The 17959-nt window shown below is 74.3% G+C and carries 14 protein-coding genes; 7 read left to right on the top strand and 7 right to left on the bottom strand.

Going from position 1 to position 17959, the window contains the following annotated elements; all coding sequences use genetic code 11:
• Positions 1-188: 188 nt before the first annotated feature.
• Positions 189-935, top strand: a complete 747-nt coding sequence (locus JK361_RS19755; protein ID WP_201820734.1) for a DUF4142 domain-containing protein — start codon at positions 189-191, stop codon at positions 933-935.
• A gap of 78 nt (positions 936-1013) precedes the next feature.
• Here JK361_RS19755 and JK361_RS19750 read toward each other — a convergent pair whose 3' ends face one another.
• From JK361_RS19750 to thrS, 3 genes are all read right to left on the bottom strand, one after another.
• Complete coding sequence (locus JK361_RS19750; RefSeq protein WP_201819972.1) at positions 1014-2684, bottom strand: glycoside hydrolase family 13 protein; 1671 nt, start codon at positions 2682-2684, stop codon at positions 1014-1016.
• Between the two features lie 89 nt (positions 2685-2773).
• Positions 2774-3739 carry a nucleoside hydrolase gene (locus tag JK361_RS19745; RefSeq protein ID WP_201819969.1) on the bottom strand — a complete coding sequence of 322 codons (966 nt, stop codon included), beginning with the start codon at positions 3737-3739 and terminating at the stop codon, positions 2774-2776.
• A gap of 31 nt (positions 3740-3770) precedes the next feature.
• The gene (gene thrS / locus JK361_RS19740) at positions 3771-5054 is read right to left on the bottom strand and encodes a threonine--tRNA ligase (RefSeq protein ID WP_201819966.1); all 1284 of its coding nucleotides are present in this window, start codon (positions 5052-5054) and stop codon (positions 3771-3773) included.
• A gap of 345 nt (positions 5055-5399) precedes the next feature.
• Here thrS and JK361_RS19735 point away from each other — a divergent pair, with 345 nt between their 5' ends.
• Positions 5400-6191: a hypothetical protein gene (locus JK361_RS19735; protein ID WP_201819962.1), complete on the top strand. Its 792-nt coding sequence runs from the start codon at positions 5400-5402 to the stop codon at positions 6189-6191.
• Between the two features lie 18 nt (positions 6192-6209).
• On the opposite strand, the gene JK361_RS19730 is transcribed toward JK361_RS19735, so the two are convergent.
• Positions 6210-7553, bottom strand: coding sequence for a helix-turn-helix domain-containing protein (locus JK361_RS19730; RefSeq protein ID WP_201819959.1), 1344 nt, complete (start codon positions 7551-7553; stop codon positions 6210-6212).
• A 395-nt stretch (positions 7554-7948) separates the two neighbouring features.
• Here JK361_RS19730 and JK361_RS19725 point away from each other — a divergent pair, with 395 nt between their 5' ends.
• A complete protein-coding gene (locus JK361_RS19725) occupies positions 7949-9190 on the top strand; it encodes an amidohydrolase (protein WP_201819956.1) in 1242 nt (413 codons plus the stop codon).
• Between the two features lie 114 nt (positions 9191-9304).
• Positions 9305-11269: a YncE family protein gene (locus JK361_RS19720; protein ID WP_201819953.1), complete on the top strand. Its 1965-nt coding sequence runs from the start codon at positions 9305-9307 to the stop codon at positions 11267-11269.
• A 14-nt stretch (positions 11270-11283) separates the two neighbouring features.
• Here the strand turns inward: JK361_RS19720 and JK361_RS19715 are convergent, their stop codons facing one another.
• Both JK361_RS19715 and JK361_RS19710 read right to left on the bottom strand, forming a co-directional pair.
• The gene (locus tag JK361_RS19715) at positions 11284-12660 is read right to left on the bottom strand and encodes a hypothetical protein (RefSeq protein ID WP_201819950.1); all 1377 of its coding nucleotides are present in this window, start codon (positions 12658-12660) and stop codon (positions 11284-11286) included.
• A gap of 109 nt (positions 12661-12769) precedes the next feature.
• Positions 12770-13933, bottom strand: a complete 1164-nt coding sequence (locus JK361_RS19710) for a PP2C family protein-serine/threonine phosphatase (RefSeq protein WP_201820732.1) — start codon at positions 13931-13933, stop codon at positions 12770-12772.
• 163 nt (positions 13934-14096) lie between these two features.
• On the opposite strand from JK361_RS19710, the gene JK361_RS19705 reads away from it, so the two are divergent.
• Together JK361_RS19705 and JK361_RS19700 are read left to right on the top strand one after the other, a co-directional pair.
• A complete protein-coding gene (locus JK361_RS19705; RefSeq protein ID WP_201819946.1) occupies positions 14097-14618 on the top strand; it encodes a hypothetical protein in 522 nt (173 codons plus the stop codon).
• Between the two features lie 313 nt (positions 14619-14931).
• Complete coding sequence (locus JK361_RS19700; protein WP_201819943.1) at positions 14932-15858, top strand: hypothetical protein; 927 nt, start codon at positions 14932-14934, stop codon at positions 15856-15858.
• Here the strand turns inward: JK361_RS19700 and JK361_RS19695 are convergent.
• A complete protein-coding gene (locus tag JK361_RS19695) occupies positions 15758-17104 on the bottom strand; it encodes an aminotransferase-like domain-containing protein (RefSeq protein ID WP_201819940.1) in 1347 nt (448 codons plus the stop codon). The two genes, JK361_RS19700 and JK361_RS19695, sit on opposite strands and share 101 nt — an antisense overlap.
• A gap of 87 nt (positions 17105-17191) precedes the next feature.
• Here JK361_RS19695 and JK361_RS19690 point away from each other — a divergent pair.
• On the top strand, positions 17192-17959 hold a 768-nt coding region (locus JK361_RS19690), incomplete at its 3' end, for an alpha/beta fold hydrolase (protein ID WP_201819937.1).

Here is a 17959-nt window from a genome sequence, read left to right as displayed (position 1 = left end):
ACACCAACGAAGGGCAATCGGAGGCGCCGGACGTCTATCCACAGTTTTTACCTGCACGGCAGAGACGAATCCGTCTCCCGTCCGTACTGCTGTGCGTCCCCACCGCCCACGCCGTCACGGTGGGCGGGATCCACGACCGGGCAGGAGGCACGGTGCGCTTTTCGCGGAACGCGACGGGAACTCTCTTCGTGGGCGGTGCGATGGCCCTCACCCTCGCGGCACTCGCCTACCCGGGCATGCTCGGCCTGGACAAGGTCACCACCGCACAGGACCGCATCATCTCCAACACCCAGTGGGGACCGCTCACCGAGCAGGACCGGGACTTCGTGGTGAAGGTGCGCGCGGCCGGCCTGTGGGAGTACCCGCTCGGCCAGATCGGGCTGCAGAAGGGCTCCTCCAAGGGCGTCAAGACGGCCAGTGAGCACCTGGTCGACGGGCATGCCGCGCTGGACGCCTCCTGCCGCAAGATCGCCCCGATGCTGAACATCACGCTGCCCAACATCGCTAGCCCGCAGCAGGAGGGCTTCGTCACCCAGCTCAAGGGCGAGACCGGCAAGCAGTTCGACACCGACTTCGCCAACATCCTGCGGATGACGCACGGCTCGATCTTCAACACCATCGCGAAGATCCGCTCCACGACCAAGAACTCACTGGTCCGCGCGCTCGCCGACCAGGCCAACGACACCGTCCTCGACCACATCACGGTGATGGAGAAGACCGGTCTGGTGGACTTCGACCAGACCCTCTTCAACCAGACCACACCGCCGAAGCTGCCCCAGTCCGACCTGACTCCGCCGCCGCCCGCCGCGGGCCAGCCGGAGGTGGTGCTGGCCCCGCCGCCGACCGCCACGTCCACACCGCTGGACCTGAGCGGCCTCACCGGCGGCGGGGCGCCGGGCGGCACCGCCCCCGGCCCCAGCCCGTCGGCCGGCTAGGGTCTTTCGTCCGGGTCGGGCCGGTTCAGGCGGCGGGGCCTGGCACCGCGAGCCCTGCGTGATCCGGACGAGAAGCGCCTAGGCCAGCCAGACCGTCGTGTCCGGCGGCAGGGTCCTCCCGTCCGGCAGGGGGGCGCTGCTCAGCAGGACCTCGCCGGGCGGCAGCGGTACCGGCCCGGTGCCCAGGTTGGTGACGCTGCGCCAGACCTCCGTGCGGGCGAAGTCCAGTACGTCGCCGGGCGCGCCCGGCGTCCAGGTCAGCGTCTCGCCCTCCAGCAGCTTGCGGCGCAGCCGCAGGGCCGTGCGGTACAGCTCCAGCGTGGAGCCCTCGGTGCCGGCCTGCGCCTCGACGGAGCGGGCCGCGAAGGTCGACGGCTGCGGGAGCCATCCGGCCCCGGGCCCGAAGCCGTACGACGGTCCGGCCGTCGTCCACGGCAGCGGCACCCGGCAGCCGTCGCGGCCCTTGCGGACATGGCCGGTCTGCTCCCAGACCGGGTCCTGGAGCACCTCGGTGGGCAGGTCGGCGACCTCGGGCAGGCCGAGTTCCTCGCCCTGGTACAGGTAGGCCGAGCCGGGCAGCGCCAGCATCAGCAGGGTCGCCGCCCGGGCCCGGCGCAGGCCGGCCGCCGGGTCGACCGCGGGCGCCGTACCGCCGGACAGCAGCCAGGCGGCCGGGTCGGTGCCGGGCGGCAGCATGAGCCGGGAGGCGTGCCGGACGACGTCGTGGTTGGAGAGCACCCAGGTCGCGGAGGCCCCGACGGCGCGGGCCGTGGCCAGCGAGCCGGTGATGACCTCACGCAGTTCCTCCGCGTCCCACCGCGCCTCCAGGTACTCGAAGTTGAACGCCTGGCCCAGTTCGTCGGGCCGGGCGTACAGGGCGCGGCGGGCGCCCGGGACCCAGGCCTCGGCGACGGCGGTGCGCGGCGGGCTGTAGGCGTCGAAGATCTTGCGCCAGTCGCGGTAGATCTCGTGGACCTCGTCGCGGTCCCAGTACGGGTGGCTGCCCGGCGCCACCCGGGGCAGAGCCGCCTCGCCGGTCGCGCCGATACCGCCGATGTCCCGCAGCGGCTCGGCGAGGTCCTTGGCCAGGCCGTGGGCGACATCGACGCGGAAGCCGTCGACGCCCCGGCCGGACCAGAACCGCAGGGTGGTGCGGAAGTCGGCGCGGACGTCGTCGTTCGCCCAGTTGAGGTCGGGCTGTTCGGGGGCGAACAGGTGGAGGTACCACTCGCCGTCCGGCACCCGCCGCCAGGCGCTGCCGCCGAACACCGACTGCCAGTCGCTGGGCGGGAGTTCGCCGTGCGTGCCCCGGCCCGGCCGGAAGACGTAGCGGTCCCGGGCGGGGGAGCCGGGGGCGGCGCGCAGCGCCTCCTGGAACCAGGGGTGCAGCCGGGAGGTGTGGTTGGGTACGACGTCCACGACGACCTTGAGGCCGAGCCGGTGCGCCTCGGCGACCAGGGCGTCGAAGTCGTCCAGGGTGCCGAGGCGCTCGTCGACACCGCGCGGGTCGATGACGTCGTAGCCGCCGTCGGCGAGTTCGGAGGGGTAGAAGGGGCTCAGCCACAGCGCGTCCACGCCGAGCGTGGCGATGTGGTTCAGCCGCTCGGTGACGCCCCGGAGGTCACCGAGGCCGTCCCCGTCGGCGTCGGCGAAGCTGCGCGGATAGACCTGGTAGACGACGGCCTGCCGCCACCAGTCGGGGTTCCGGGACGAGAGGTCGGGTGCGGGGTCCGGCGAGAGGTCTGCCATACGGGCTCCGTTCGGGCGGTACGACGGTCGCTGTGCCGTTCGGTCGGCCATACAGACTCTGTCCACCTTGCCCGGGAAAGGAACGAGAACTAACGTTCGACAGTTTCCAGGTACAGCTTCACGTACCGGTCGACGTCCACGTCCAACGCCACGTCCACCAGGGCCCGTTCCCGCCCGCCCTCGTGGATCTCGGACTCGCCGGGCCGGGGGCGGCGGTCCACGACGGTCTGGCCGCGGGACGGGCCCGGGGCCAGGGAGACCTCGACCGGCAGCAGCCGGGTGGTGATGCCCTGCGGGTCGGCGACCGCGCACACCGCGCCCGCGTCGCCGAGGCCGCCCGCCTCCTCCGCCTCCGGCTGCTCGCCCTGGGTGGTCGGCCGGTGCGCGAGGAGTTCCCCGGCCAGGCGGGTGCCGGGCTCGGTGCTCGCGCGCAGCCGGTGCACCTCGTCGCCGGGGACGACGACCCGCATGAAGACGTCCAGGCCGTACATCGTGATCGGCACCCCGGCCGTGAGCAGGATCGCCGCCGCCTCGGGGTCGTGCCACACGTTGAACTCCGCGACCGGCGTGGCGTTCCCGGTGGTCACGGCCCCGCCCATGAAGACGATCCGCTCGATGTTCCGGGTCACCTCCGGGTGGGTGCGCAGCAGCAGGGCGATGTTCGTCAGCGGGGCGGTCGGGATCAGGGTCACCGGGCGCGGGGACGCGAGGATCTCCCGGCGCAGCAGGGTGACGGCGTCGACGTCCGCCGGGACCCGGGCGGGTGCGGGCAGGCCCAGGTCGCCCATGCCGTCGGCACCGTGCACATGCCGGGCGGAGCGGGCCGGTTCCAGCAGCGGGCGCTCGGCACCCCGCCCCACCGGGATGTCCGGGGCGCCCGCCTGCTCCAGCACGGTGAGGGTGTTGCGGACCACGCCGTCGACGTCGGTGTTCCCGGCCACGCAGGTCACCGCCCGCAGATCCAGTGCCGGGTGGCGTACGGCGAACAGCAGGGCCAGGGCGTCGTCGACGCCGGTGTCGCAGTCGATGATCACGGGGATGGGCTGACCGGTCACGGCGGACTCCTTCCGTCGATGCGACCTTAGGTCAGGCCGGGCGGTCGTGACCGGCGCCGGGCGGGCGGTCCCACAGCGCGGTGCCGCGCGCCGCCACCCGTTCGGCGATCCGGCCCAGCAGCTCCGGCACCGGGAGCGCGCCGGGCCGCCGCCCGTCCCGCAGCCGTACGGCGGCGAGCTCGGCGCCGGCCTCCCGGGCACCGATCACCGCCTGGTACGGCACGAGCCGCGCGGCGCGGATCCGGGCACCCAGGGTGCCCTGATCGGGTCCGGCGAGTTCCGCGCGCAGGCCGAGCGCGACCGCCTCGCGGACCACCGCCGCCGCCTGCTCCACCTGCTCCCCGCCGACCGGCAGCACGACCAGCTGGACCGGGGCGAGCCAGGCCGGGAACGCGCCGCCATGGGCCTCGACGAGGTGGGCGACGGCCCGCTCGACGCTGCCGATGACGCTGCGGTGCACCATCACCGGCCGGTGCTTCGCGCCGTCGGCGCCGATGTAGTGCAGGTCGAAGCGGGCGGGCTGGTGGAAGTCGATCTGCACGGTGGACAGGGTGGACTCGCGGCCCGCCGGATCCGCGATCTGGACGTCGATCTTCGGGCCGTAGAAAGCGGCCTCGCCCTCCGCCTCCTCGTAGGCCACCCCCGCCTCGGCGAGGACCTCCCGCAGCAGTCCGGTGGCCCGTTGCCACAGGTCCGGGTCGGCGACGTACTTGCCGCCCCCGCCGGGCAGGGAGAGGCGGTGGCGTACGGCCTCGATGCCGAGGTCGGCGTAGGCGCGGGCGATCAGCTCCAGCGCGGCGCGGGCCTCCGCCACCGCCTGGTCCAGGGTGCAGAAGATGTGGGCGTCGTTGAGCCGGATGGCACGCACCCGGGTCAGGCCGCCGAGGACACCGGACAGCTCGGCACGGTACATGGTGCCCAACTCGGCGATGCGCAGCGGGAGTTCGCGGTAACTGCGGGAGCGGGAGCGGTAGATCAGGGCATGGTGGGGGCAGAGGCTGGGCCGCAGCACGACCTCCTCGGCGCCGAGCCGCATCGGCGGGTACATGTCGTCGCTGTAGTGGTCCCAGTGCCCGGAGGTCTCGTACAGCTCCCGTTTGCCGAGCGCGGGGGAGTACACGTGCCGGTAGCCGGCCCGGCGTTCGGCGTCCCGGACGTACTCCTCCAGGGTGTGCCGGACGACCGCGCCGTCGGGCAGCCAGTACGGCAGGCCGGCGCCCATCAGCGGGTCGGTGTCGAAGAGGCCGAGTTCCCGGCCGAGGCGGCGGTGGTCGGGGAGCCGGTCCGGGTCGTCGCTGCCTATCTGGTCGTTCATGGGGTCTCCTGCGTGGGTTCGGCGGGAGAGGCGGACACCCCGTGGCATGCCGAAGCCCCGGGGCGTACGCCCCGGGGCTTCGATGCTGGCAGGTGTCAGCGCGCCGGGACGGTCTCCGGCGTCGTCGTGCTCGACGGGCACTGCTGGGCGCGCTGCATGGACGCGACGCTAACAGCCCCGCGCCCCCCGCACCACGCGTTTTCCGCCGCTCCCTCACCCGTACGGACCGGAGCGCTGGTGGGGCGGTCGGGCCGGTGATGCCGTGAGATCAGGCAGCCGCCGGCCGGTCCGGTGGCGCCGTGAGATCAGGCGGTCCGCCGGCCGCACGCAGCCCAGGAGGCATCGATGTCCCCCGCGATACGCCCCCGCATACCCCGTGCCGTCCTCCTCCCCCTCGTCGCCACCGGTCTCCTCATAGGCGGCGGCTGCGCGGCCCTCTCCCTGGAGCACCCGGAGAGCGCGCCGCACCCCCTGCCCACGGTGGACCGGCCCAGGCCGACGTCCAGGACGTCCGCCCGGGCCGACGGCTCCACGCTCACCGACGAGCAGGCGCAGGGCGCCCTGATCACCCAGGCGGACCTCGGCGCCCCCTGGACCGCCACGCGCGGCGCGGCCACCTGGCGGGACGGGCTGCTGAAGACGCGCACCACGGCCGTCGAGTGCCAGCGGCTGCTGGACGCCCTCTACAGCGACGAACTCCTCGGCGCCCCGGCCCGCGTCGCCATCGGCCTGGACGACGCCGACACCGACGCCCAGATCCGCTTCCAGATCGGCGCCCGCCGCCCGGCGGACGTCGACGCCGTGCTGGCCTGGCTGGGGACGATGCCGACGCGGTGCGCGCGGTTCACGGCCACCACGGACCTCGGGCTCGTGGAGGACGTCCAGGTGACGAACGCGCCGCTGCCGGAGGTGGGGGACGTGCGCCAGGGCCTGCGCGTCACCTTCGCCGGTACGGCGCCCGAGGGGCAGGGCTTCCTGCTCACCATGGACGTGGCCGCCGTCCGGGTCGGCGAGGACGCCTTCGCCCTCACCAACGGCGGTCTCGGCGACGTGCCGAACGACGCGACCCAGGCCGCCGTCCAGATCGGCGCCCTCCGCCTGGCGGACATCCGCAGGCACGGCCGGGCGCTGGTGTGAGACCGGGACGCACCCGGCTCACAGCGGCGGCTGCGCCGGGGCCGGACCCAGGGTGGTGGTGCCGGGGGCGGTGCGGTGGCCCAGGCCGGTGCGGTAGGCGTCCAGGGCGGCCTCGACGCGGCCCGTGCGGCGCAGCAGGTCGCCCAGGAGGCGGCACAGGTCGGCGAGGTCGCCGGCCGCACCCGCGCGTTCCAGGAGGCTGAGGGCGCGGACGTAGTGCTCCTCCGCGGCCTCGGTGTCCCGGGTGTCCTCGGCGATGATGCCGAGCAGGCGGTGCGCGGCGGCGGCGTGGACGGCGCCGCGCTCGGAGGAGAAGTCCCCGAGGACGCCCTCCAGCAGCTCGGCGGCCTCCCCGGACTTGCCCCGGCGGTGCAGGACGTCGGCGAGTTCGACGGCGGCCTGGCTGCGGTACAGGGCGGCCCGGCTCGCCGAGAGCATGGTGTGGGCCTGCCGCAGCTCCGCCTCGGCACGGTCCAGCCGGCCGTTCTGGGCGCAGACGTAGCCGCGCATCCAGTGGCAGTTGGCCAGCTCGGTGCGCAGGCGCAGCTGGCGGTACAGCTCGGCCGCCTTGGCCAGGGAGACGTCGGCCTCGGCGACCCGGCCCTCGGCGAGCAGGGTGCGGGCCACCGAGCGGTGCATCCGGGCGATCAGCGCGGGGTCGCCGGCCCGCGGGGCGAGCGCGAGGGCGAACTCGGCGGCCTGGGCGGCCCGGGCGTGGGCGCCCATGTCCATGTACGGGCCGATGACGCTGGCGTAGAGCAGCAGGAGCGCGTCGGGGTCGTGCAGGCCGCCGCGGTTCAGCTCGTCGAGGGTGGACTCCAGCAGGTAGACGGCGTACCGGAGTTCGCCCGCGAGGTAGTGGGCGACCGCCCGGCCCCGGACGGCGGGCACGCGCACCGGCAGGGCCTTTCCCGCCATCTGCTCCTCGGCCCGCTCGAAGTACTCGCGCGCCTCGGTCAGGTGCCCGGTCTCCAGGGCGCATTCGCCGAGTCCGAGCAGGGCGTCGGCCTGTTCGCACCCGAGCCCGTGGGCCTCCGCCTCGGCGCGCAGCACGGCGTACTGGGCGGCGGCCTCCTCGGCGCGGCCGTCGGCGAGGACGCGCTGGGCCTCGGTGAGCCGCAGCCGCAGGTCGGTGGCGAGGTGGGCGGGCCGGCCGACGGCCAGTTCCTCGAAGGCGACCCCGAGCCGGTCGGCGATGTGCCTGAGCGCCTCGTCCGAGGCCCGCACCCGGCCCGCCTCCAGGGTGGAGATGTAGGCGGGGGTGTACGCGGGCTCGGCCAACTGTCGCTGGGTGAGACCGCGTTGGGTGCGCAGCCGCTGTACGCGCCGCCCGATGACCTCTGGATCGTCCCGCTCCCGCATGGCCCCGCTCCCCCAACTCCCTCGGCACCCCTTGCCGTTGGGATCCGGCAACCCCTAGGTTAAATGGCGAATTAAGCACGCTTAATACGCCGCTGTTGTGTTGCGAGGTCGCCGTGCCCGGACGTACATCCGCACCTTACGCACCCCCCACCGCCCTCCCCCACTCCCGGATACGCCCGACCGGGCGAACCTCCGCCGCCAGAGGCGTCGCCGCGGCCGTCATCGCCGCCGTGGCCCTGCTCCTCGCGGCCAACGCCGGCCCGGCCCGCGCGGCCGGCACCCCACCGGCGCAGATATCGGCCCAGCCGATGGACCGCTGACGGCCCCCGCAAGAGCGCCCGCCCCGGGCCTCCGCCGCCCTGTGGACACCGTCATCGAGGGCCTACCCTGACCCCGTGACCTCCCCAGCCGCCCGTGTCGCCCTGGAACTGACCGCCGATCTTCCCGTCACGGAGCTGGAGGACCTCTACCGGGACCTGCACCGGCACCCCGAGCTGTCCCTGCGCGAGCACCGCACCGCGGCGACGCTCGCCGGGCGGCTCACCGGGGCCGGGTTCGAGGTCGCCGAGGGCGTCGGCGGCACGGGGGTCGCCGGGGTGCTGCGCAACGGCGACGGGCCCGTGGTGCTGGTGCGGGCCGACATGGACGCGCTGCCGGTCACCGAGGACACCGGGCTTCCGTACGCCTCCGCGACCGACGGGGTGATGCACGCCTGCGGGCACGACCTGCACGTCACCTGGCTGGCCGGGGCCGCGCAGGCGCTGGCGGCCGGACGGGAGACCTGGAACGGGACGCTGCTGGTGGTGGGGCAGCCCGCCGAGGAGACCGGCGGGGGCGCGGCCCGGATGGTCGCCGACGGGCTGTACGAGCGGTTCGGGCGGCCGGACGTGCTGCTCGGACAGCACGCCGTCCCGGGTCCGGCGGGCCTGTACCCGCACGCACCCGGCCTGATCATGTCCGCCTCGACGGACGTGGACATCGTGGTGCACGGCCGGGGCGGGCACGGTTCGCGCCCGGAGGCGACCGTGGACCCGGTGGTGACGGCCGCCTATCTCGTCACCCGGCTCCAGACGGTGGTGTCGAGGGAGATCGCCGCGGGCGAGTCCGCGGTGCTGACGGTGGGCCGGATCGAGGCCGGCAGCCGGCCCAACATCATCCCCGCCGAGGCGCGCATCGCGCTGAACCTGCGCACCCGGTCCGAGGCCGTCCGGCAGCGGATGCTGGCCGCGGTCCGGCGCATCGCGCACGGCGAGTGCCTGGCAGCCGGCTGCCCGCGCGAGCCGGAGGTGACCATCGCCGCCACCTTCCCCATGACGGTGAACGACGCCGGCACCGACGCCACCGTGGCCGCCGTGCACGGCGAGGTGTTCGGCGCGGGCACGGTCCCGGACCCCGGTCCTGTGATGGGCAGCGAGGACTTCCCCGAACTCGCGCTCGGCTCCATCCCGTACGCGTACTGGCTCGTCACCACCACACCCGCCGAGGTGTGGGAGCAGGCGCCCGGCGACACCCTTCCCGAGAAGCTCGCGGCGGTGCCGAGCAACCACAGTCCGCACTTCGCGCCCGATCTGTCCACGGTTGCCCCGGGTGTTCGCACCCTTGTCTCAGGGGCCCTGGCGCTGTTGTCGGTGACATGACCTAGTCTTTGCGCACCCGCCACACGAGGCACACACGGCGCGCACAGGGGACTCGCACATCGCCGTGCCCGGGTGGCCCCATGCCTTCATTCGTTCCGGGGGGTTCGAATCAGCGTGCGCAAGCGCTCTCTCCTTGCCGCCACCACCCTGGCGGCCCTCATCGGCTCGACGGCGCTGGCCGTGCCGTCGTACGCCGACACCGACCGGCCGATTCCGCTCACGGACGCCGGCGACACCGTGGTGGACGGCGTCCACCAGCACATCTTCCTCGCCGACCGGTACAACAACCGGATCGTCGTCACCGACGCCACCGGCAAGTACACCGGCACCACCCTCACCGGCCTGCCGCAGGTCAGGGACCTCGAGCTGAGCCCGGACGGCAACACGCTGTACGCGGCCCTCTACGGCGCCGACAAGATCGTCGCGATCGACACCGCGACGCTCCGGCAGACCGCCGAATACCCGACCGGCGCGGGCACCATGCCGTCCAGCGTCTCCTTCGCCGACGGCAAGCTCTGGTTCGGCTACGGCGACCAGTGGGAGTCGGGCCTCGGAAAGGTCGACCTGACCGCCGAGACCCCGGTGGTCACCCTCGACCTGGCCGCCGGCCACGACTTCGCCAGCCCGCCCAAGCTGTACGCCGACCCGGACAACCCGGGCACGCTGCTCGCGCTGGACGCGGGCATCAGCTCGGGCCCCATCATCGTGTACGACATCTCCTCCGGCACGCCGGTCATCCGCGTCACCGAGGACAAGGGCGGCTTCTACAAGGACGCGGCCCTCACCCCGGACGGCCAGAACGTCGTGGTCGCCGGCCCCGGCACCCGCGCCCTGACCGAGTACCGGCTCTCGGACCTCGCCCAGGTGCGCACGTACCCGGTCAAGGACCAGCCGGAGACGGTGAGCATCGCCCCGGACGGCACCGTCGCGGCCACCGTCCTGGACACCGACGACATCGGTGACACCTACGTCTTCACGGGCGGCCCCGGCAAGCCCAGCGTCCGCAACGTCTCCCACTCCTGGATGCCGTGGGGCGCGCACGCCATCAGCTGGTCCGCGGACGGCGCGAAGCTCTTCGTGCAGACGGGCTCGGGCGAGTCCACCAAGCTGCACCGGATCGACGAGCCCCGCAAGTACGAGGCGACGCTGACGGTGAACGCCCCGACGACGGCGGCCCGTGCCAAGTCCCTCAAGGTAACCGGCAGGCTGACCGCCGGGCTGGCCCTGCCCGCGGGCACCCCGCTGAAGGTGACCCGCACGGACAGGGAGTCGCCGAAGGGCAAGTTGCTCGGCACCAAGCCGCTCGGCAGCGGCGGCGCGTTCGGCTTCACCGACACGCCCCAGTCCGGCGGCACGGTCACGTACACGGTGACGTACGAGGGCGACGCCACGCACACGCCGGCCAGGGGCGCCGACTCGGTCGCCGTCTCCCGCGCCAAGCCGGTGCTGACGATCGGCAACAACGGCAAGGTGTACTCGTACGGCAAGGACGTCAGGTTCACCGCGCACCTCGGCAGGACGTACTCGAACCGCACCGTGGAGATCTGGGCCGACCCGTTCGGCGCCGACAAGCCGAACAAGCTGGTGAAGACCGGCAAGGTCAACTCCCACGGCGACCTGTCGGTCACCCTGGACCTGAGGCGGGACACCAAGGTCACCGCCAGGTACAAGGGCGACTCCCGGTACACGTCCGCGTCCGCCTCCAGCACCGTCGGCGCCAAGGTCAGCGTGTCCACGTCGGTCTCCAACCACTACCGGGCGAAGTCCGCGTGGGGCCACACGTACTACTTCTTCCACAAGACCAAGAACCCGTTGATCACCACGAAGATGCCGTACTACCCGGGCCGGGCGCAGAAGTTCGAGTTCGAGGTGTACTACCAGGGCCGCTGGTACCCGGGTGACCCCGCGTACTTCAGGCTGGGCACCGGCGGCGTCTCCAAGGTGACCATCACCGGGAACCACAGCGAGGACGTCGGCTGGCGCTTCCGGGTCCGCTCGTCGTACATCAACGGCACCTCCGGCGACAGCGTGAACTCCACGACGCACGGCGCCTGGAAGTACTTCACCTTCACCGGGTAAGGCTCCGCCCGGGGCTACCGGGCGGCCTGGAGCCGCCCGAGCTGCCGCTGGACGTTCTCCAGCGCGCCGCGCCGGCGCCCCGGCACCCTGAGCCGCAACTGCGCGAGCGCGGGCCCGAGTTCACGGGCCCGCGCCGCGTCCTTGATGGTGGCCCACTGGTGGTGGGCACGGTCCACGGCCGCCTCCACGGCGGGCGCGTCCACCGCCTGCCCCGCGGCCAGCCGCGCCTCGGCCACCGCCAGCCAGACCCGGCAGCTGCGCACCGGGTCCCCCGCGAACATCGCCAGATCGGCCCGGACCTCGCTCCAGTGCAGCGCCGGCTCGGAGCCGGCACCGTGCGCCCGCACGGCGTCCTCCTGGTACCGGGCGGCGATCGCATCGGCCTCCGGGTGCCGCCCGGACTGCACGGCGGCACTGATGGCGGCGTGCGGATCGGCTAGCCGGGGTGCCGGAACCAGGTCACCGCCCCGGAACCCGGCGGCGGACTCGGCGACGGGCGAGCCCGCCCCGCCCCCGACCGCACCCGCACCCACACCCGCACCCGCACCCACACCCACCGACGTCACCGCATGCCCACCCGCACCGGATGACATCGCCGCACCCCCGCTCACATCGAACCCCCCGGCACCCGCCGACGGCGAAGGCGCCCCGCCGGGGCCACCCGCACCCGGCGACCGCACCGCACCCCCGCTCGCGCCGAACCCACCCGCACCGGCCACGGGCGCGAACCCGCCGGCCGTCGGGAAGCCCGGGGCGTACCCGCCGGTGTGGGCCAGGAGCAGGTTGCCCGCCGTCTCCTCCGGGACCCGGGCCAGGGCCTGCTGGTGGAGGGCGTCCAGGGGCGGCCGGTGGCCGCTGCGCAACAGCGTGGCCACCGTCTTCATGTAGGCCGGCTCGGCCGGACCACGCCGCCCGGCCGCCGCCGCGGCGACACGGCCGTACACCGTGATGTTGCGGCCGCAGTCGAGACCGCGTTCGGTGACATGGCGCCAGCTCTCGGCGTCGGCGTGCAGATCGACGACGAGCGCGGTGTCCGCGGCGGAGCGCAGCCGCAGCTCCTCGCGAATCCACTGCCAGGGGAGCGCGGTGTACCGGACGGTGGCGGGGGTGGTGCGGGCCAGGGCCAGGTGGAGCAGGTGCTGGCGGCGGTCCAGGTGCAGCTGCCCGGTGAGGTACACGGTGAGCGGTCCGGGGGCGGCCGCGGCGGCCCGCAGCCGGGTGAGGACGGCCTGCGGCTCCAGCGGATCGGCGAGTTCCACGACGTTCGCGGTGTCGGTGCCGGACAGCACGGCGGGAGCGACGGCGGCCAGCACCGGCAGGACACCGGCCGCGTCCACCAGGCGCCCCCGGCCCAGCGGCGCGGCCGCGAGCAGCAGCACGGTTCCGGGCATCGTGCTTCCCCCTGTCACCCTGGGGACCCCGTGGAACCTCCGGCCCCGAGGACCCCGTAGATCCGCTCTCCAGCCAGCACCGTAACCGCTGCTGCTGCGAACCGGCGCCTCAGGACCGTAAACGTCCCTGTTCGAGGTCTTCGCCCGGAGCACCCGTGGCGTCCGTCAGCCGGCGCAGCGCGAAGATCGTGGTGTCGTCCTCCAGCCGGCCCCTGCTGTGCCGCAGCACGCCGTCGCGGACCCGGCGGACCAGGCGCCGGGGCTCGGCCCGGCGCGGGTCGGCCCGGACCGCGCGTTCGACCTCGCGGGCCAGCTGGTAGAACTCGCCGGGCGTGTCGCGGGCCTCGGTCACCCCGTCGGTGACCAGCAGCAGCGTCTCGCCGGCTGCCAGCGGCACCCGGTGCACGGGCGGCAGGCCGCCCGCGAGGTCGCCGAGGCCGAGCGGCACCCCGTCACCGCTGGGCAGCTCACGGACCCCGTGCGGGCCGACGACGAGCGGGGGCTCGTGGCCGAAGTTCGCGATGTCGATCCTCTCCGGGGCGTCGTCGGGGAAGGCGACGAGGACGGCGGTGGCGAAACGGTCGCCGTCGTGGTGGCCGAGCGCGGTGGAGTGGGAGCGGTGGCGCAGCATCCGGATCTCCAGACGCTCGGCGACGGTCGCGAGGTCCTTCTCGTGGTAACCGGCCTCCCGGAAGGTGCCGAGCAGGGCGGCGGCGGCCTCCACCGCGCCGAGGCCCTTGCCCTGCACGTCCCCGACGAGGACCCGGGTGCCGTGCGGGCCGGGCTGGATGTCGTAGAAGTCGCCGCCGACCCGGGCGTCGACGTCTGCGGCCAGATACACCCCCGCGTGCTCCAGGCCGGCCCAGCGCGGCGGCAGCGGGCGCAGCACGGTACGCCGGGTGGTCTCGGCGATGTCCCGGATGTGCAGGAGCTGCCGTTCCTGGCGCACCCGCACGGCGGCGGCGAGGGTGGCCAGGGCGCCGCCGAGGGCGACCAGGAGGAAGTCGCCGAATCCGGCCTTGTACTGGTCGGGCCAGGCGCTGTCCACGACGAAGTACGTCACCACGGACACCACGCCGTAGGCGGCCGTCGTCCACACCCCGCAGATCGCGGCGGCGATGCCCGGCACCAGCACGATCCAGGAGATGATCCGGAAGTCCTCGCCCGTGGCGAAGTCCAGCAGGATGACGCCGGCGAGCAGCAGCAGGGGCGGCAGCCAGGCGATGCTCCGCCCGTGGACCCACAGCAGTCGGCGGCGCCCCCCGTACTCCATCTCCGTCACGGCCGGCCGCCCTCCATGTCTTTCAGAGAAACACGGGGGAGACAGGCACGCATCCGGGCACTCGTCACCTTCCTGGCCGACTTGCCAGGCCGTGCCCCCCGGTGTGCCCTGGTACCGGGGGCAGAGCGGGGGGCGAGGAGAGAGGAGTCCTCTCATGGCTCAAGCGGCACCCGCGCCCGGCGGCATGCCCAGGCCCGGCCCCACCCCCCGGGTGGAGGGCCGGAAGACCGGTGCGCGCGCCCGTCCGCCCGACATGTTCGATGCCCGCACCCACGCGATGGCACGGATCGGCGTGCCGGTCGTGCTGGGTCTGGTCTACGGCTACTGGGTGGCGGCCAACAACCGGTCCGGCGGCGAGATCACCGGCTGGAACCTGCTGCTCGGCTTCGTCAGCGCGCTGGTGTTCGCGGTGGTGTGCATGGCGCTGCTGGCGCTGGCCCCGCGGATGCCGCGGGAAGTGCACGCGCTGCTGTGGTCCGCGTTCGCCGGCTGCGCGTTCGGCTTCCTGTACAGCCAGAGCGGCAGCCTCCTCTCCACCCAGGGCGCCGGCCAGGGCAGCCACGACGACCTGGTGCGGTCGGTGCTGATGTCACTGGCGGTGGCAGCGATCACCTTCGCCGTCTGCTTCTACCGCTACTACACGCGGGAGGACGCCTCCGGACGACGGATCCGCTGAACGGGCGCACCGGCGTCATACGTGGGTCCCGGCCGGCCGGCCGGGACCCACGTGTTCCCCTGTGTTCCCCGGCCCCTCGTCGGAGCGGGTTCCCGGACGCGGCCCGGCCCCACGACCCGGAGCGCCGGACGCGCCGGAACCGCCCGGAACCAGCAAACACCCGTTCGGGTGATCCCTCCACCGGAGGCCCGGCCCGCGCGCACACCGCCTCCGGGATCCCCGCGGGACGCCGGTTCCGCCAAGGGGGTTCTCCCGCCCCCCGATTGCAGTCCTCCCGCTCGCGCGCGGGGCCCGGGGGTCCTTGCCTGGAGACGTGCCCACACGCCGCCTCCGGAGCGCCCTGTCGGCCGTGCTGATCGCCCTGTCCTGCCTCCTCGTACCGTTCGGCGCGCTGGCGGCCTGGGCGGCGTACGGGCTGGCCGACACGGGCCGCTACGTCACCACGATGGCGCCGCTCGCCGCCGACCCGGCCGTGCGGGAGGCCGTCGTGGACACGGTCGGTGACGGCATCCTGCGCGCGGTGGACCAGCACCTGGACGTCCGCCCGATGCGCGGCTCGGTCCGCCCGTTCGTGCACGACGCGGTGCGCTCCTTCACCCAGACGCGGGCCTTCCGGCTGGCCTGGGACACCGGCAACCGGGTCACCCACGACGCCGTCCTGCGCGCCCTGCGCGAGGAGGACGAGCGCACCGTCACGGTCGACCTGGCTCCCGTCACCGCCCAGGTCAAACGCCAGCTCACGCACGACCACGTGCCGCTCGCCGCACGCATCCCGGTGGAGCACACCGCGGTCGCCGTGCTCCCGGCGGGCCGGCTGACCACGCTCCGAAAGGGGTTCCACGTGCTCGAAGTCGCCGGTTTCTGGCTGCCGGTGGCGTCCGTCGCCTTCGCCGTCGGCGGGATCGCCCTCGCCGTCCGCCGGCGCCGGGCCGTCGTCGCCACCGCCCTGGGCACGGCCCTGGGCGGCGCGCTGCTCGCCCTCGCCCTCTCCGTCGGCCGCGGCCTGACCCTGGCCGGCCTGCCCGCCGGCGTTTCCCACCCGGCCGCGGGCGCGGTCTACGACGCCCTCACCGGCACCCTGCGCACGGCCGCCTGGCTGCTGCTCGGCCTCGGCGTCGCCGTGGCCCTCGTCACCTGGCTCACCCGGTACCTGCGGCTGCCCCGTCCCGCGCGAGGCCGGCGAGGGTCTCCAGCGCCCACGCCAGCTCCGGCTCCGGGGCCGACCCGAGCCCGAGCCTGACCGCGTCCGGGGTCCGGCCGGGGTCCACGCAGAAGGCCGTGCCCGGTGTGACGGCGATGCCGTGCGCCCGCGCGGCCGCCGTGAAGGTGTCCGCCCGCCACGGCGGGGGCAGCTCCCACCAGGCGAAGTAGGCGGCCGGATCGGACCGTACGGCGAAGCCGGCCAGCTTCTCGGCGACCAGCCGCTGCCGCCGCCGGGCGTCCTGCCGCTTGGCGTCCACCAGGCGGTCCACGGTGCCGTCGCCGAGCCAGCGCACGGCCGCCTCCAGCGCGAAGGCTCCCGCGCTCCACCCGCCGGACCGGACCGCCCGGGCCATCGCCTCGGTCCGGTCCTGCGGGGTGACGACGAAGCCCACGGTGAGGCCGGGCGCGACACGCTTGGACAGGCTGTCGACGAGGTGCACGAGATCCGGCGCGAGCGCGGCGAGCGGGGGTGTGCCGCCCGGGTGCAGGAAGGACCAGATCCGGTCCTCGACCACCGGTATCCCCAGCCTGTGGACGGCGTCGGCCAGCTGCCGCAGCCGTCCGGGCCCTGTCGTCCGCGAGGTGGGGTTGTGCAGGGTCGGCTGGAGATAGAGGGCGGACAGCGGCGCGCTGCGGTGGGCTGCGGCGACGGACTCGGGCACCGGTCCCGCGGCGTCCGTGGCGAGCGGGACGAGGACCAGGCCGAGGCGGGCCGCGATCTCCTTCACCAGCGGGTAGGTCAGCGGTTCCACGCCGACCCGGCCGCCGGGCCGGACGAGGGCGGCGAGGGCCGCGGCGATCGCCTGGCGGGCGTTGCCGGTGAACAGGATCCGCTCCGGTCCGGTGCGCAGCCCGCCCCGGGCGAGCAGGGCGGCCACCGCCTCGCGGGCCGCCGGGGTGCCCGCGGCGGCGGCCGGCCGCAGCGCCTGGCCGAGCGCGTCCGGCCGCAGCAGCGGGGCCAGGGCGGGGGCCAGCAGCTCCGACTGGCCGGGCACCGCGGGGTAGTTCAGCTCCAGGTTCACCGGCGGGGCGCCGGCCGCCTCGGTGAGGGCGTGTCCCGGCTGCCCGTCCAACGCGGTGGCCCGCACGAACGTGCCGCGCCCGACCTCGCCCACCACCAGTCCGCGGCGCACCAGTTCGGTGTAGACCCGGCCGGCCGTCGACGGCGCGATGCCGTGCCGGCGCGCGAACGCCCGCTGGGGCGGCAGCCGTTGGCCGGGGCGGAGCCGTCCGCCGGTGATGTCGGTCGCGATCCGGTCGGCGATGCGCCGGTAGTCGTCCACAAGTCCCCCTGATCTCCGGGCCGTTCAATTGCACCGAGGGCAAAGATTTTATTGCACCGAGCGACGGAAGGGTCCTAGGGTCGTCACATGCCCGCCTTCCTCGCACACGAGGACAAAAACCCCGGACTCACCTCCCGGGTTCCCCTCGTCCTCGTCCACGGACACCCCTTCGACCGCACGATGTGGCACCCGCAGCTGACGGAGTTCGCCACCACCCGCCGGGTGATCGCCCCCGACCTGCGCGGCTACGGCGCCTCCCCCGTGACCCCCGGCACGGTCCCGCTCGCCCGCCACGCCCAGGACATCGCCGGCCTCCTGGACCACCTGGGCGTGGACACCTTCGTCCTCGCCGGGCTGTCCATGGGCGGGCAGATCGTCATGGAGTGCGCCGCCCGCCTCGGCGACCGGATCCGGGGCCTCGTCCTCGCCGACACCTTCCCGGCCGCCGAGACCCCCGAGGGCAGGAGGAGCCGCAACGCCATGGCCGACCGGCTGCTCGCCGAGGGCATGCGCGGCTACGCCGACGAGGTGCTGGAGAAGATGGTCGCCCCGTACGCCGGCGCCGACGTCAAGGCCCATGTGCACCGCATGATGACGGCCACCGCGCCGGAGGGCGCCGCCGCGGCCCTGCGCGGCCGCGCCGAACGCCCGGACTACCGCGCGCTGTTGGCCCGGCTGCCGGTGCCCGCCCTCGTCCTGGTCGGCGCCGACGACACCTACACCCCCGTCGCCGACGCCGAGGCCATGCACGCGGCCCTCCCCGACTCCACCCTGCATGTCATCGAGGGCGCCGCCCACCTGCCCAATCTGGAACGCCCCCGGGAGTTCAACCGGGCACTGGGAGATTTCCTGGCG

Source organism: Streptomyces musisoli (assembly GCF_016741855.1).
GTDB classification, from domain to species: Bacteria; Actinomycetota; Actinomycetes; order Streptomycetales; family Streptomycetaceae; genus Streptomyces; species Streptomyces musisoli.
This window is presented reverse-complemented; position numbering and strand designations above follow the sequence as displayed.

Excerpts from the sequence above, each read along its gene's own strand:
- JK361_RS19750 (WP_201819972.1), bottom strand. The coding sequence starts at position 2,684 with ATGGCAGACCTCTCGCCGGACCCCGCACCCGACCTCTCGTCCCGGAAC.
- thrS (WP_201819966.1), bottom strand. The coding sequence starts at position 5,054 with ATGAACGACCAGATAGGCAGCGACGACCCGGACCGGCTCCCCGACCAC.
- JK361_RS19735 (WP_201819962.1), top strand. The coding sequence starts at position 5,400 with ATGTCCCCCGCGATACGCCCCCGCATACCCCGTGCCGTCCTCCTCCCC.
- JK361_RS19730 (WP_201819959.1), bottom strand. The coding sequence starts at position 7,553 with ATGCGGGAGCGGGACGATCCAGAGGTCATCGGGCGGCGCGTACAGCGG.
- JK361_RS19715 (WP_201819950.1), bottom strand. The coding sequence starts at position 12,660 with ATGCCCGGAACCGTGCTGCTGCTCGCGGCCGCGCCGCTGGGCCGGGGG.
- JK361_RS19710 (WP_201820732.1), bottom strand. The coding sequence starts at position 13,933 with ATGGAGTACGGGGGGCGCCGCCGACTGCTGTGGGTCCACGGGCGGAGC.
- JK361_RS19705 (WP_201819946.1), top strand. The coding sequence starts at position 14,097 with ATGGCTCAAGCGGCACCCGCGCCCGGCGGCATGCCCAGGCCCGGCCCC.